The 14,628-nt window shown below is 56.2% G+C and carries 16 protein-coding genes; 8 read left to right on the top strand and 8 right to left on the bottom strand.

Annotated elements, in window-relative coordinates; genetic code table 11:
• Positions 1-55 precede the first annotated feature (55 nt).
• On the top strand, positions 56-748 hold the full coding sequence (locus tag I5192_RS11160) for a nitroreductase family protein (protein ID WP_170564154.1): 693 nt from the start codon (positions 56-58) through the stop codon (positions 746-748).
• Between the two features lie 51 nt (positions 749-799).
• Here the strand turns inward: I5192_RS11160 and I5192_RS11155 are convergent, their stop codons facing one another.
• Positions 800-1,819, bottom strand: a complete 1,020-nt coding sequence (locus tag I5192_RS11155) for a ribose-phosphate pyrophosphokinase (protein ID WP_170392433.1) — start codon at positions 1,817-1,819, stop codon at positions 800-802.
• 108 nt (positions 1,820-1,927) lie between these two features.
• On the opposite strand from I5192_RS11155, the gene I5192_RS11150 reads away from it, so the two are divergent.
• Positions 1,928-2,527, top strand: coding sequence for a 2-hydroxychromene-2-carboxylate isomerase (locus tag I5192_RS11150; RefSeq protein WP_223116852.1), 600 nt, complete (start codon positions 1,928-1,930; stop codon positions 2,525-2,527).
• A 19-nt stretch (positions 2,528-2,546) separates the two neighbouring features.
• Here I5192_RS11150 and I5192_RS11145 read toward each other — a convergent pair whose 3' ends face one another.
• From I5192_RS11145 to I5192_RS11115, 7 genes are all read right to left on the bottom strand, one after another.
• Complete coding sequence (locus I5192_RS11145) at positions 2,547-3,581, bottom strand: low specificity L-threonine aldolase (RefSeq protein ID WP_223116851.1); 1,035 nt, start codon at positions 3,579-3,581, stop codon at positions 2,547-2,549.
• Positions 3,581-4,054 (bottom strand): YcgN family cysteine cluster protein, encoded by a 474-nt coding sequence (locus tag I5192_RS11140; RefSeq protein ID WP_170609497.1) that lies wholly within the window; start codon positions 4,052-4,054, stop codon positions 3,581-3,583. The genes I5192_RS11145 and I5192_RS11140 overlap by 1 nt, the downstream gene beginning before the upstream one ends.
• Positions 4,051-4,983, bottom strand: coding sequence for a bifunctional riboflavin kinase/FAD synthetase (locus tag I5192_RS11135; RefSeq protein WP_170392424.1), 933 nt, complete (start codon positions 4,981-4,983; stop codon positions 4,051-4,053). The genes I5192_RS11140 and I5192_RS11135 overlap by 4 nt, the downstream gene beginning before the upstream one ends.
• 60 nt (positions 4,984-5,043) lie before the next feature.
• Positions 5,044-5,487 (bottom strand): MaoC family dehydratase, encoded by a 444-nt coding sequence (locus I5192_RS11130; RefSeq protein WP_170661787.1) that lies wholly within the window; start codon positions 5,485-5,487, stop codon positions 5,044-5,046.
• 100 nt (positions 5,488-5,587) lie between these two features.
• Positions 5,588-6,463: a TIGR01459 family HAD-type hydrolase gene (locus I5192_RS11125; protein WP_170392423.1), complete on the bottom strand. Its 876-nt coding sequence runs from the start codon at positions 6,461-6,463 to the stop codon at positions 5,588-5,590.
• Positions 6,464-6,659: 196 nt separating this feature from the next.
• Entirely contained in the window at positions 6,660-7,580 is a 921-nt protein-coding gene (locus tag I5192_RS11120; protein WP_170512514.1) for a manganese-dependent inorganic pyrophosphatase, read from the bottom strand.
• A gap of 99 nt (positions 7,581-7,679) precedes the next feature.
• Positions 7,680-8,660 (bottom strand): TraB/GumN family protein, encoded by a 981-nt coding sequence (locus I5192_RS11115; RefSeq protein ID WP_223116850.1) that lies wholly within the window; start codon positions 8,658-8,660, stop codon positions 7,680-7,682.
• A 121-nt stretch (positions 8,661-8,781) separates the two neighbouring features.
• Between I5192_RS11115 and I5192_RS11110 the strand changes: the two genes are divergently transcribed.
• The 6 genes from I5192_RS11110 to I5192_RS11085 all read left to right on the top strand — a co-directional run bounded on the left by I5192_RS11110 (position 8,782) and on the right by I5192_RS11085 (position 14,602).
• Positions 8,782-9,456, top strand: coding sequence for a DUF2161 domain-containing phosphodiesterase (locus tag I5192_RS11110; RefSeq protein WP_223116849.1), 675 nt, complete (start codon positions 8,782-8,784; stop codon positions 9,454-9,456).
• A gap of 174 nt (positions 9,457-9,630) precedes the next feature.
• Positions 9,631-9,918, top strand: coding sequence for a co-chaperone GroES (gene groES, locus I5192_RS11105; RefSeq protein ID WP_010441779.1), 288 nt, complete (start codon positions 9,631-9,633; stop codon positions 9,916-9,918).
• 55 nt (positions 9,919-9,973) lie between these two features.
• A complete protein-coding gene (groL, locus tag I5192_RS11100) occupies positions 9,974-11,617 on the top strand; it encodes a chaperonin GroEL (protein ID WP_223116848.1) in 1,644 nt (547 codons plus the stop codon).
• A 182-nt stretch (positions 11,618-11,799) separates the two neighbouring features.
• Positions 11,800-12,642, top strand: coding sequence for a DMT family transporter (locus I5192_RS11095; protein ID WP_223116847.1), 843 nt, complete (start codon positions 11,800-11,802; stop codon positions 12,640-12,642).
• Positions 12,643-12,680: 38 nt separating this feature from the next.
• Entirely contained in the window at positions 12,681-13,454 is a 774-nt protein-coding gene (locus tag I5192_RS11090; RefSeq protein ID WP_170401841.1) for an alpha/beta fold hydrolase, read from the top strand.
• Positions 13,451-14,602: an alpha-D-ribose 1-methylphosphonate 5-triphosphate diphosphatase gene (locus I5192_RS11085; RefSeq protein WP_170401837.1), complete on the top strand. Its 1,152-nt coding sequence runs from the start codon at positions 13,451-13,453 to the stop codon at positions 14,600-14,602. The genes I5192_RS11090 and I5192_RS11085 overlap by 4 nt, the downstream gene beginning before the upstream one ends.
• Positions 14,603-14,628: the final 26 nt, after the last annotated feature.

The raw sequence follows: 14,628 nt of genomic DNA, 5'->3' as shown, positions 1-14,628 counted from the left end.
ATAAAGAAGACTGGCCATCCCAAATAGCGGCTAACGCAACCGGAGTATCTTATAGGTGTTTGCACGAGATCATATCGAATACGAGGCCCTGGACCTTCCGGATCGTATGGACTTGTCTGATGAAGAAATGCTGGCCGAAGCGCGAGCGTTCTACAACAAGATGAAACGCCGCCATACCGTGCGTGACTATTCGGACCGGCCCGTCGAGCGCACGGTCATCGAAGAGTGCATTCGCGCAGCCGGAACAGCGCCCTCAGGGGCCAATCATCAGCCCTGGCACTTTGTGGCCATCTCGAACCCTGAGATGAAACGCCGTATTCGGGAAGAGGCAGAAGCTGAGGAGCGCAGGTTTTATGAAGGCGGTGCCGGAGATGAATGGCTGAAGGCGCTTGAACCAATCGGGACTAACGATCAGAAGCCGCATCTGGAAGACGCACCGTGGCTGATAGTGATTTTCGCCCAACGTTGGGGTCATTTCGATGATGGAGATCGGTTCAAAAACTACTACGTGCCTGAAAGCACGGGAATTGCCACGGGCTTTTTGTTGACGGCGCTGCACCATGCAGGGCTGGTATCGCTGACCCACACACCCAACCCGATGAAATTCCTGAATAAACTGCTAAACCGCCCTGATCATGAAAAGCCTATTATGATCGTAGCTGTAGGCCATCCGCAAGACGACGCGAAGGTGCCAAAAGTTGCAAAGATGAAAAAGCCGTTGGAAGAAATCATGACGGTCGCCGAATAGGCAGGCCGTCATGAATTCAGACATTATCTATGGTAGTCAGCAGTTTTTCGATCAATCCATATGATAAAGTGACTCGTAGATCGGCGTCAGTGTCTTGTCTTCGAACAGCGATGATACACTTGTGCCGTTCCAAATGTTCAGGATCGCCTGCGTAAAGATCGGCGCGGTGGGTACGATGCGGATGTTGGCGGCCTTGTTGATCTCGGCCGTAGGCTGGATCGTGTCCGATAGGACCAGAGATTTCATCACCGAATTGGTCACACGTTCAACCGCCGGTCCACTCATGACACCGTGGGTGATGTAAGAGTGTACTTCCTTGGCGCCGTTATCCATCAGCACCTGGGCAGCTTTGCACAGAGTGCCAGCGGTATCGCAAATGTCATCGACAATCAGGCAGATTTTGTCTTTCACGTCACCAATGACCGTCATCTCGGCCACTTCGCCTGCCTTTTCGCGGCGTTTGTCAACGATCGAAAGGGGCGCATTGATGCGTTTGGCCAATTCACGGGCACGTGCAACACCGCCGACATCCGGCGAGACCACCATCAGGTCGTCCATCTGATCCTTGAATTGTTTCTTCACATCCAGGGCAAAGATCGGAGAGGCATATAGGTTGTCCACCGGCATGTCGAAAAAGCCCTGAATCTGGGCTGCGTGCAGATCCATGGTTAGAATCCGTTCGATACCCGCACCAGTCAGCATGTTTGCCACCAGCTTGGCGCTGATTGGCGTGCGCGCTTTGGTGCGGCGGTCCTGACGGGCGTACCCGAAATACGGAATGACAGCGGTGATCCGGGCTGCGGATGAACGGCGCAGGGCATCTGCGATGATCAGCAGCTCCATCAGATTGTCATTGGCGGGGTTCGAGGTTGGTTGAACGATAAACATATCCTCACCACGCACATTCTCGAAAACCTCGACGAAAATCTCTCCGTCGTTGAACCGTTCGACCCGAGCATCGACCAGCCCCTGGTCAACGCCGCGATGCAGGCTCATGCGACGTGCAATGGTTTCGGCAAGCGGAAGATTGGCGTTCCCAGCGATAAGCTTGGGTTCGTGAAGTGTCGGCATCGGCTGATTTTCCCCGGGCAGCAGTGGCAATGTGACAGATTCGTGATGTTGACACCGCTTAGCATGGGTCTACCGTCCCGCAAAGATAACGCAGCGGAGAAAGTGAACATGGCCCAGATTGACTACTTTTTTGCGACACTCTCGCCCTATTCCTATCTGGCGGGAATGCGCCTTGAAGAGATCGCGGCAAAACACGGTGCGACGATCAACTATAAACCATTGGATATTGTTGCCTTGTTCGGCCGGACAGGTGGAACGCCACCAAAAGACCGACATATATCTCGCATCGAATACCGCGCGCAGGAATTGGTGCGCCAAGCGCGCAATCTGGATATGCCGTTGAACCTGCAGCCTGCGCACTGGCCGACGAACATGGCACCGTCCTCTTACGCTGTGATCGCAGCAGTACAGGATGGATCAGGTGATGTGGGTAAACTTTGCCATTCCTTCTTGCGTGCCTGCTGGGCAGAAGAAAAGGACATCTCTGATGACGGCGTGATCCGGGATTGCCTGGAACAGGCAGGATTTAATCCAAATCTAGCTGATAGTGGCCTGTTGGTAGGTGCGGAAACCTACGCCGCAAATCTGGAAGAAGCCGTGGACCGGGGTGTTTTCGGGGCACCGTTTTACATCACACTGGACGATCAGAGGTTCTGGGGACAGGACCGTCTTGATGATCTGGACAAGCATCTGGCTGAGATGAAATAGCCGGGGCAGGGAGGCACGGCTACAAGAGGTTCAGAAACCGATCGACCTGCTCGGTTCCGATGGACCAGTCACAGACAAAGCGGCAGGCCAGCATCTCGTCTTCGTCCTCACCGTCCAACGTATCGCCCCACAAGTGATAGACGGCGCCGGCCTCGTGCAGGCGCTTGTGTTGGCTGCGGGGAAAGCTTGCGAAAATCATGTTTGCCTGGGGTTCATGCAGGAATTCTGCCCCGACTGCCCGCAGACCATCCGCCAATCGCGCGCAATTGGCATTCGCTTTGCGAGCTGATTTCAGCCACAGGTCATCCTGCAGATAAGCAGCCATCTGGGCAGACAGGTAACGGTGCTTGGAAAACAGGTGCGCCCCGCGCTTGCGCCGCAGCTCGAACTCCCAAGCTTTGCTTTCGTCGAAGAAGATTACGGCCTCGACACCCATCAGCCCGTTTTTGGTGCCGCCAAAGCTGACTGCGTCAACACCAGATTTCCACGTCATCTCTGCCGGTGAGCAATTCAAAGCGACCAGAGCGTTAGTGAAACGTGCACCATCCATATGCACCGGCAACCCATACTTCTTGGCAACGCCACACAAGGCTTGAAGTTCGGCAAGCGAGTAAACCGAGCCACGCTCGGTCACCTGAGTGATCGAGACAGGCCCGCGCTGCGGACCATGCACGCCGCGGGTTTCTTCCCCCTCAATGGACTTGGTCAATGCTTCGGGGGTCATCTTGTCGCCACCCGGCACCAGAGTCAGTTTCGCGCCGGTGTAGAATTCGGGGGCATTGCACTCATCTTCGTGGATATGAGCAACGGGTGAACAGAACACGGTTTCCCACGGCTTGCTCAGCGTTGCCAACGCCAGTGAATTAGCGGCCGTTCCCGTAGCGACCAGATAAACTGCCGCACCCGGTGCTTCGAAAATGCCGCGGATTTGGTCGCGCACTTCGTTCATCAAGGTGTCGGCGCCATAAGCCATCTGATAGCCCTGATTGGCTTCGGCCAATGCGGCCAGAACTTCGGGATGAACGGGCCCGGAATTATCAGAGGCAAAATGCATTAACTCGGCTCCTCGATGATGTAGTCTTCCCACTCTTCCATGGGCGTTTCGAATTCAGATACGGTTCGCCGCTGAACGGAAACGCCGGCGGTGTGAACGCTTTCAGGCGTACCTGATAGCAAAGGGTGCCAGTCGTAAAGCGGTTTGCCTTCCCAGAGCAGTCGATAGGCGCAAGTCTGGGGCAGCCAATAGGCATGGTTGTCGATGTTATCGGGTGTCATGACGATGCATTCGGGCACGAATTGGTGGCGGATATCATATTGGGTGCACCGGCAAGTTTCGTCATCCAGCAGGCGACAGGCAACACAGGTCAATGCGACCTCGCCCGTATCTTCGTCTTCCAGCTTGTTCAGACAGCATTTGCCGCAACCATCGCACAGGGCCTCCCACTCACGCTGGTTCATCTTGCGCAGCGGCTTGCGTTCCCAGAATCGGGGCGCGAGGCCAGCTCGATCGATTGGATCCGTAGTCATGTACTGGCCAGTATCTCTCGGGCGCGCGCGCAATCGGCGTCCATCTGCGAGATCAACCCGTCAAGGCCGTCGAATGTCATTTCGGGCCGCAGATAGTCGACCAGACCAACGGACAGCGTGGCACCGTAAAGATCACCTGAGAAATTGAACAGAAATGTCTCGATGTTAGGAACCTCGCCTTGGAACATGGGCCGGGTCCCGACCGATGCCGCCCCGTGATAGCTGCCCTGATGCGGGCCATCCAGGACGTCGACCAAAACTGCATAAACGCCAAATCTTGGAGGGTGCAGTCCTTCGATCGACATATTGGCTGTCGGGTACCCCAACTCTCGTCCGCGTTGCTCGCCTCCGACGACCTCACCCTCAATCCGGTGCCAGTGCCCCAACATTGTTGCCGCATCGCGCGGGCGCCCCTCTGACAGAGCTGTCCGGATCGCAGTCGACGAAACCACATTCTCGGTGCGCTCCAACAGGGGCGCGATGGTCACACCGAACCCCATCTCTTCGCCAAAGCGAACCAGGTCCTGAGGGTTACCGCTGCGCCCTTTGCCAAAACAAAAATCGGCACCCACGACAACATGAGAAAGCCCCAGACCATCGCATATGACATTTCTCGCAAAAGCTTCGGGCGTCATACCCGCGAGCGTTGAATTAAAAGGCAGTTCATAAAGCTTCTGCACGCCGAGTTTTTCCAGCCGGTGCGCGCGTGCATTGCCGCGCATCAGACGAAAGGGCGGTGCCTCTGGGGAAAAATACTCTCGTGGATGCGGCTCAAATGTCATGACCCCCAGCGGCGCGTTCAATTCAGCATTGCGCGCCAACTCGATGACGGATTGATGGCCAAGATGAACACCGTCAAAGTTCCCGATGGCGACACTTGCGCCTCGGTCTTCTGGTTCAACAAACTGGAAGTCCCGGATGATATGCATGCGGCTTGCCTAGCGGGACTGCCCGTCAGGTTCAAGCCGCAGATCGGTTAAGGTGGATTATCAGTCGAACTTGCGGCTCGGAGCCAGCACCATGGCCTCACCCACCAGCACTTTCTTTCCGTTAACTGCGCAGTGGCAATCCAGCTTAACCCGGCGTTTGGCGAAATCGATATCGATCACCTTGACCTCGGCATAAACCATGTCGCCCGGACGCACCGGCGCCAGAAATTTAAGCGATTGTCCCATGTACACGGTTCCATGTCCGGGCAGCTGCTCTCCGATAACCGCAGAGATCAGGCCAGCGGTCAGCATGCCATGCGCAATACGTCCTTCGAAAATCGTATCGCGGGCATAGTCATCATCCAGATGAACCGGATTCCGGTCGGTCGATACTTGAGCGAACATCTCGATATCTTCATCGGTCACGACTTTGCGCAAGTGCCGTGACATGCCCATTTCGATGTCTTCGATGCAAATCGTTCCGCGCGGAAGGTTGTCCAACATGCTGCCCTCATTCGAGATCGAAAGAGCAACAAAAGACCATCATCTGCCGCTCGTCGGCAACTTTATTACTTCGCAGTTGCAGAAAATCAAGTCTTTTTTGCTATCTCAGGCGACCAATCGAATAGGTTGGATTGATCTGTTCCTTCTCGTTATGAGCTTTCAACGCGTCTTCGTCTGGATGATGTGATGTTTTGGTTTCTGCGGCTGCCAAACCGCCGGTGATGAAGAGGGTATCAATGCCTTCCCCCATGCCTCCAGCGATATCTGTTTGCGGCCCGTCCCCTATGGCAAGTATTTCAGAATCCGACACATCAACCCCAATCGCCTGCAACCTGCGCCGGGCCAGATCGTAGATGGGCGGGTGTGGCTTACCGAAATATAGGCTTTCACCACCCATCTCGGTATAAAGTCGGGCCAAAGCACCTGCGCACCATTCGCGCGTTTCGCCTCGGTCCACCACGATGTCCGGATTTGCGCAGAGCAGTTTCATCCCTTTCTGCTTGGCATAAAGAAAGTCGGGCCGGTTCACATCTGGGTCCGCCATCGGGTCGAACGGGCCGCAACACACGATGCCTTCGGCCGCGTCCAGCGGAACGCGTTCAATGTGGATCGGATGATCCAGCAGTTTCAGGGGTTCAAAAAAACCGGCATCCCGCTGCCATTCCCCCATGAAATAGACTTTTTCGCCAATCGCCCCGCGAAACATCGCTGAACGCGCCGAATCACCGCTGGTTGCAATCGTGTCATAGGAATCTGCCGGCACATTGAAATGTAAAAGCTGCTCGGCAACCCCAGCCCGAGGCTTAGGGGAATTGGTTACAAGAACCACCGTGCCACCACGTTGACGATAAGCTTGCAGTGCCGCGACAGCCTCTGGGTAGGCAGTTATCCCATTATGAACGCAACCCCACAAATCAACAAACAGCGCTTTGTAGCGGTCAGAGATTTCAGCGAGTGAAGAAACGATCTGGGTCATGGCGCGCCTCGTGCAGCAGGGAATGCGAGATGTCAAAGCCTATGGCAGAGCGTGGCGCAATTGGCCAGAGGTGCAGCCCAAGGCGGAGCGGCCGAAATCAACCCGCCTTGTTCATCTGGCCAAAAATATCTCGGAGCACGAGGCAGAGCCTCGCAAAAAAAAGCGCCCGGTTTCGGGCGCCTTTGATGATCTAAATTCAAACCTTGAGGTTCGGAATGATCTGCTTTTTCCGGCTCATCACGCCGGGCAACACAACCGCGTCACCGTCCACGGTTGCGCCAAAGCTCTTCTCAGCGACACCTTTGACCAGATCATTTGGAACCAGCAGCGTTGCCTCTTCGTTCAGAATGTCGACCACGAACAGCAACACCTGATCAACGCCGTCTTCCTTGGCCACATCAGCCATCGAGCTTACGATGCTGTCCTTCCGATCCAGCACGACACCGGGGGCTGTGGTTTCCAGAACCGAGACCCGGAACTTGGTGCCGTCTACTTCGTATTCTTTGCTGTCCATGCGGATCAGTTCGGCGTCCGAGAATGACGATACATCCGATTTTGCTGCAAACATGTCGGCGGCGTAGGCCGAGACATCCAGACCAAGTTCAGCCGCCAGTTTCTCAGCCACGGCGCGGTCGTGTGCGGTGGTTGTGGGTGAGCGGAATTCCAGTGTGTCCGACAGGATGCAGGTCAGCGCGGCACCTTTGATCGCGTCGGGCATCTTGGCGGCGTCGTCACCCATTAGATCGACCATGATGGTTGCCGTGCAGGCCAGCGGGCGCACAGTGATGTCGATGGGGCCTTTGGTTTCAAGCCCGCCAACCAGTTTGTGGTGGTCGATTATGGCGCGGATATCTGCGCTGTTGATGCTGGCGGGCAGCTCGGCCGGATTGTTGGTGTCGACGATGACAACCGGTGCATCCTCGGCCACGTCCTCGATGATTTGCGGCTTGGGCAGGTCCCAACGCTCAAGCATAAAGGCGGCTTCGGTGTTGGGTTCGCCTAGCAAAACGGGCTGTGCCTGTTCACCTTTTACTTCGTTCAGATACCATGACCACAGGATCGGAGAGCCGGTGGAATCGGTGTCGGGAGATTTGTGGCCAAAAACTAGCGTTGTCATGTCTCGTGTCCTGAAGAATATGGATTTGCGCGCCTTATAGGGTGGTCAAACACGGTTGTCACCCGGAAGCAAACTTGCTGCGACCCTTGGTCTGAAAACCTAGAATTCAGCGCGTTCCAGTGTATATCCGGCTTGATGTAGCTGGTTCAGTAAGCCGTAGTCGTTGCTCAGATGTCCGGCCCCGACAGCGATCACCGCGGTCTGATCCTTCAGGTCCAGAATCTTCTCCATCCAGCTTGCATTGCGCTGCACCAGAAGCTGATCTTCGAAGCCTTTCCATTCGGCTTCAAACTCTTCTGGCGTCATCCCCGAGGCCTCAAGCCCTTGAAGCTTGGCAAGCTCAATGATCGCGGCGTGCTGCTCTTCGATATAGGCGTTGGCCATTGTGATCATCTGGTCGTCCCCAGCCTGCAGCGCCCCGGACAGACGGGTCAGAGAGGCCACTTGTTCTTCCAGCGGATGGCTGTCGAACATCGCGATCAAATCCTCGATCCGCTCTAGCGAGTACTGGGGTATCCCGTGTTGTTCGGCCAGTTCCGTCAGGCGCGTGTCCATGCCGCGATCAAAATCAGGGGTATTCATCAGGCAAGGCGGAATACCCAGCATCATACTGAGAAACCAGGGGCGCATCTTGGCCGCCATCCAGCCAGGAATGCCACGCTCGGCCAGAGTCGCGGACAGCGCTGTCCAATCTTCTTCCGACATCAGGTCAATCAAAGTGGGGCCAGACGTAATCAGGACCGGGCTGAAATCATCGGCCAGATCTTTTTCGAATGCGTCCATTTCGTCCTGTGTGACCTCGAAGAAAAACGCGTCGGCCTGACTCAGAACTGGCTCCAAGCGCTCGACCACGGGTGCCATGCGGGGGTCGCTGGTGTGGAGGGTGCCGATCAGGTGCAAGACGGTCCCGTCTTTTGTCGCGATCCAGTGGTTGCCCTCCGGAAACGGAATGTCACTGATTGTCTTCTCGAGATCAGCTTGACTTTCGGCCGACAGGTCAAGCCTAAGATCTCTCCCTTCGCAGGCCGCATGGGCGGTAATCGGAAGCAAAAGGCCGAGACAAAAGCTGAGCAAGCGCATATGGAACCTTCCGGAAATGGCGAATATGACTAAGACGTACTCCTGCCTTCTTGTCAGTTGCAATGTAGTTTGTCTTCAAACCGTGGCTGGCAATCCGCGCGAAACTACATAGCATAGCGTTATGAAGCTCGAGCAGGACCTTTACCCACCCATCAAAGCCTTGTTGGAACGTCAGGGTTATACCGTGAAAGGTGAAGTTGGCGCCGCCGACATTGTTGCTCTGCGAGACGGGCAGGAGCCGGTGATCGTTGAACTCAAGCTTCGCTTCAGCCTCGCGCTGTTTCACCAGGCCATCACTCGTCTGAAAATAACCGATCAGGTCTACATTGGGGTCTGTAAACCAAAAGGCCGAGCAGCGCGACGGGCGTTGAGGGATAATCTGGCGTTGTGCCGTCGCCTGGGGTTGGGTCTGATCACCGTGCGCTCTGATGGAACGGTCGAGGTTCAATGCGATCCCGGCCCATATGCGCCGCGCAAGGATAAGGTCAGGGCCAAACGGTTGCTGCGCGAGTTTGAACGGTTGCAAGGTGATCCCAATTCGGGTGGTGCAACCCGCCATGGGATCGTAACGGCCTATCGGCAAGATGCACTAAAATGCGCGGCCCATCTGGCAGAGAACGGAGCGGGCAAGGGGGCCGATGTCGCAAAGGCCACTGGCGTAAGTGCGGCGACACGTTTGATGTACGACAATCACTACGGCTGGTTCGAAAAAGTGGAAAAGGGCGTCTACGCGTTGTCTGAGGCTGGGCAAGAAGGTCTGAAACACTGGGCGTACAGCTGGGATCAGCCAGACTAGCTGCCTTGTTCTTGCCTGCTTATCGCGCCGGGCAAAAAAATCTTTCACATATTGTTGACTCGCTTCCTGCAACTCCCTAGCTATGCGTCGTTATCACTCATGAGACCCGAGTGCTAACGCCTCGTCAGTCGGCGAGGGGAGGATAACAAACTTTGAGCCCAAGGAGCTGCAAAGATGGCATTGAAACCGCTTCATGACCGTGTGCTGGTTCGTCGCGTAGAAAGCGAAGAGAAAACCGCAGGCGGACTGATCATTCCCGACAGCGCAAAAGAAAAGCCCAGCGAAGGCGAAGTCGTTGCAACCGGCGAAGGCGCGCGCAAGGACAGCGGCGAACTGATCGCGATGGCTGTAAAAGCTGGCGACAAGATCCTGTTCGGCAAATGGTCGGGCACCGAGGTTCAGGTCAACGGCGAAGAGCTGCTGATGATGAAAGAAAGCGACATCATGGGGATCATCGAGTAAGCGCACCTGCTTTCTCTGATCTTCATTTCAACAGATATTCTCAAGGAGAGACAACATGTCTGCAAAGGACGTCAAGTTTGACACCGATGCCCGTAACCGCATGCTGGCCGGTGTAAATGTTCTGGCCGATGCTGTTAAAGTGACCCTGGGCCCGAAAGGCCGCAACGTGGTTCTGGACAAATCCTTTGGCGCGCCGCGCATCACCAAAGACGGTGTTTCGGTTGCCAAGGAAATCGAACTGGAAGACAAGTTCGAAAACATGGGCGCGCAGATGGTGAAAGAAGTCGCCAGCCGCACCAATGACGAAGCCGGCGACGGCACCACCACCGCAACCGTTCTAGCCCAAGCCATCGTTCGCGAAGGTCTGAAGCAGGTTGCTGCTGGCCTGAACCCGATGGACCTGAAGCGCGGCATCGACCTGGCAACTGCCAAGGTTGTCGAAGGCATCAAAGACGCTTCGCGTGAAGTCAAAGACTCGGCAGAAGTTGCTCAGGTTGGCACCATCTCGGCCAACGGCGAAGCCGAAATCGGCCAGCAGATCGCAGACGCGATGCAGAAAGTTGGCAACGAAGGCGTTATCACCGTCGAAGAAAACAAAGGTCTGGAAACCGAGACCGATGTTGTCGAAGGTATGCAGTTCGACCGTGGCTACCTGTCGCCTTACTTCGTCACCAACGCAGACAAGATGATCGCAGAACTCGACGACTGCATGATCCTGCTGCACGAAAAGAAACTGTCCTCGCTGCAGCCGATGGTTCCGCTGCTCGAGCAGGTGATCCAGTCGCAGAAGCCGCTGCTGATCATCGCGGAAGACGTTGAAGGCGAAGCGCTGGCGACCCTCGTGGTCAACAAACTGCGCGGCGGCCTGAAAATTGCTGCTGTCAAAGCACCGGGCTTCGGCGACCGCCGCAAAGCCATGCTGCAGGACATCGCGATCCTGACCGGTGGTCAGGTGATCTCCGAAGATCTGGGCATGAAGCTCGAGTCCGTCACCATGGACATGCTGGGCACCGCCAAGAAGATCGAGATCACCAAAGACGAAACCACCATCGTCGACGGTGCTGGCGAGAAAGCCGAGATCGAAGCACGTGTTGCTCAGATCCGCACTCAGATCGAAGAAACCTCGTCGGATTACGACCGTGAGAAGCTGCAAGAGCGCGTTGCCAAACTGGCAGGCGGTGTTGCCGTTATCCGCGTTGGCGGCATGACCGAAGTTGAAGTGAAAGAGCGTAAGGACCGTGTGGACGATGCTCTGAACGCAACCCGCGCTGCTGTACAAGAAGGCGTTGTTGTGGGCGGTGGTGTTGCTCTGGTTCAGGCCGGTAAAGCACTGGAAGCTCTGGAAGGTGCAAACGCCGACCAGAACGCAGGTATCAACATCGTTCGTAAGGCAATCGAAGCGCCTCTGCGCCAGATCGCCGAGAACGCTGGTGTCGACGGTGCGGTTGTTGCTGGCAAAGTTCGCGAAAGCGACGACGCAGCATTCGGCTTCAACGCTCAGACCGAAGAATATGGCGACATGTTCTCGTTCGGTGTGATCGACCCGGCCAAAGTTGTCCGTACCGCTCTGGAAGATGCGGCATCGGTTGCGGGCCTGCTGGTCACCACCGAAGCAATGGTTGCCGATAAGCCCGCCAAAGAAGGCGCGGCACCTGCCGGCGGCATGCCCGACATGGGCGGCATGGGCGGCATGATGTAAGCTGCTTAAGCCTTAGTGCTTAATAGCGGGGTCGCCTTTGGGCGGCCCCGGTTTTGTTTGGAATGTCTGTTGTGCATTCGTATCATTGGCGCTGGTAGGCTCTGGTCCGAGGAGGGTCGGGATTGGCTCGGCAATCGGGAATGTGAGTGTGCAAATCCCTTTGAAACGGCTATGCGGTTGATATGCGACTGTTTCTTCTGACCGCTTTAACCATGTGCGCCTTCGCTGCGAATTCGATCCTGAACCGCCTTGCTATCGATAGTGGCGCAAGTGATCCGGCGGGATTTGCCATCATCCGGGTTTTGGCTGGTGCCTTGGTTTTAACGGTATTGGTGGCGCTTAGGGGCGGCTCGATCCCTGTTTTGGATCGTCGACGTGTTGTTGGGGCCGGGTCACTGTCGCTTTATATGATCGGGTTTTCAGTAGCGTATCTGACGCTTGATGCCGGGCTTGGTGCGCTGATCCTGTTCGGGGTTGTGCAAATTACCATGTTTGCGATTGGTGCAATGACCGGTTCTGCACCCACGTTGAGACAGATATTGGGTGCCGGTATTGCGCTTGGTGGACTGGCGTTTGTTCTTTGGCCTGCTGGGACGGTTCAGGTCGACCCGACAGGGGCCGGCTTAATGACGGCTGCCGGGGTCGGGTGGGCCATATATTCCATCGCGGGCCGGTCCGAACCAGATGCATTGTCGGGAACTGCAGCAAATTTCATCATGGCGTTGCCCGTCACGGGATTTGCCCTGTTCCTGCTGGGAAGCAATTGGCAAATGTCTCCGCTTGGCTATGGGCTGGCTGCGCTTTCCGGAGGCGTCACGTCCGGTCTCGGCTATGCGCTATGGTACCGTGTCGTGCCACAGCTTTCACCGGCGGTGGCCGCGATCGTGCAACTCAGCGTTCCAGTTATCGCAATTGCTGCCGGGGTCATCCTGTTAGCCGAGATGGCAAGTCTAAGGCTTCTGCTCGGCGCCGGATTTGTACTCGGCGGCATCGCACTGGCGGTGCTGCGCCGGAACCGTGGCTAGGGGTTCCCTCGGCCTGGGTTAGGCCTTATCTGGCGTGTATGAAATTTCTTGCTGTTCTCCTCTTGTGCCTTATGCCTGCGGTGGCCAATGCGAAATGCGTGGTTCTTCTGCATGGCCTCGCGCGCACAGAGGCCTCGTTTACCGTCATGGAACAGCTTTTTCATGCGCATGGTTACACTGTGGTTCGTCCAGGTTACCCTTCGACAGACCTACCAATACCAGACCTCGCCAACCAGACTTTACCAGCTGCGTTCGCCGCCTGCGGAGAGGATACGGTTAACGTTGTAGCGCATTCGATGGGGGGCATTCTGCTGCGCTATTGGTTGCAGGACAACGACCCCGAGAATCTGGGACGCGTTGTCATGCTCGGACCTCCTAATCAGGGCAGCCAACTGGTAGACGAGCTTGGCGCCTGGGAGGTTTTCGGCTTTCTGAATGGCCCTGCAGGGCTTGCGTTGGGAACCGGACCAGAGGGTATTCCACGCCGCCTGCCGCCCGTGGAGTTCGATTTGGGGGTGATTGCAGGCGAGAACTCATTGAACCCATTGTTCTCGTCTCTGATCGATGGTCCAGATGACGGCAAGGTATCGATAGAGACCACAAAGGTTGAGGGTATGGCTGATCACATCGTCTTGCCGGTGACGCATACGTTCATGATGAACAACCCGCGGGTCATGGCGCAGACCCTGCATTTCATCGAATTCGGACAGTTCGATCCACAAATCACCTGGCTTGACGGGGTGATGGATATCATCGACCAGATCTGTCTTGGGGAAGATTGCTCGGAACCGGACTCGGAGCCCACTCAATGAACTCATTGGAACTGACATTGACCGGCGCGAATGTTCTGTTGCCCGGCGAAGGGGTGTCGCGTGCTGAACTGACGATCGCCGAAGGTACCATTCAATCCGACAGGGCAGGGCGGCAGATTGATTTGTCAGGATACCTCATCCTGCCTGGCATCATTGATTTGCATGGCGACGGTTTTGAACGTCACATCGCGCCCCGGCGCGGTGCCATGAAGCAGATGGCAGAGGGCATTTTATCGGTCGAGGCGGAACTGGCCGCGAATGGAATAACCACAGCTGTTCTGGCGCAGTTCCACAGTTGGGAAGGCGGCGTGCGCGGGCCCGAGTTTGCTGGTCAGGTTTTTGACGCCATCGCTGCGGTTCGGGATGATGTTGTAACCCAACTGATCCCTCAACTGCGCTTCGAAACCCATATGCTGGACGACTATGACGGGCTGCCCGAACGTATCGCGGATTGGCAGGTGCCTTATGTGGTTCTGAATGATCATCTACCTCATGACCGGCTGGCTGAGGGGCGAAAACCACCCCGCTTGACGGGGCAGGCGCTGAAGGCGGGACGGAATCCCGAAGTGCATTTTGAGATGCTGAAGGCAATGCACAACCGCAGCGCCGAGGTGCCAGCAGCACTGGACAGCCTTTGCACTGTCCTTGCGAACCGAGGAATTCGGCTCGGCAGCCATGATGATACAACGCCGCAGGATCGTGCTGAGTGGCGCGAGCGCGGGGTGATGATCTCGGAATTTCCGGAAACGCTGGAAGCCGCCGAATGTGCCCGGGCGGGCGGAGATCACATCATCCTCGGCTCACCCAATGTTGTGCGGGGCGGCTCACATAAGGGAAATGCCAGCGCGGTGGATCTGATCTCGATGGGTTTGTGTGATGCATTGGCATCGGATTACCACTACCCCAGCCCGCGCCGCGCTGCGCTGATGTTGGTAAAATCTGGCCTGCTGGATATTGCGAGCGCCTGGGCGCTTGTCTCGTCCGGTCCCGCGCGGGTTTTAGGCCTGAAGGATCGCGGAACGTTACAGCCCGGATATCGTGCTGATCTGGTGATACTCGATGCGACAACCCACAAAGTCGCCGCCACACTATCAGGCGGGTGTGTCAGCTATATGTCCGGTAGTATCGCAACACGTTTCTTGAGCTGATCCCGGCTTCATCTGGCTAAAAATAC

The organism is Ruegeria sp. SCSIO 43209, assembly GCF_019904295.1.
Lineage (GTDB): Bacteria > Pseudomonadota > Alphaproteobacteria > Rhodobacterales > Rhodobacteraceae > Ruegeria.
The sequence above is the reverse complement of the archived record's forward strand: the minus strand, read 5'-3'. Positions and strand labels throughout refer to the sequence as shown.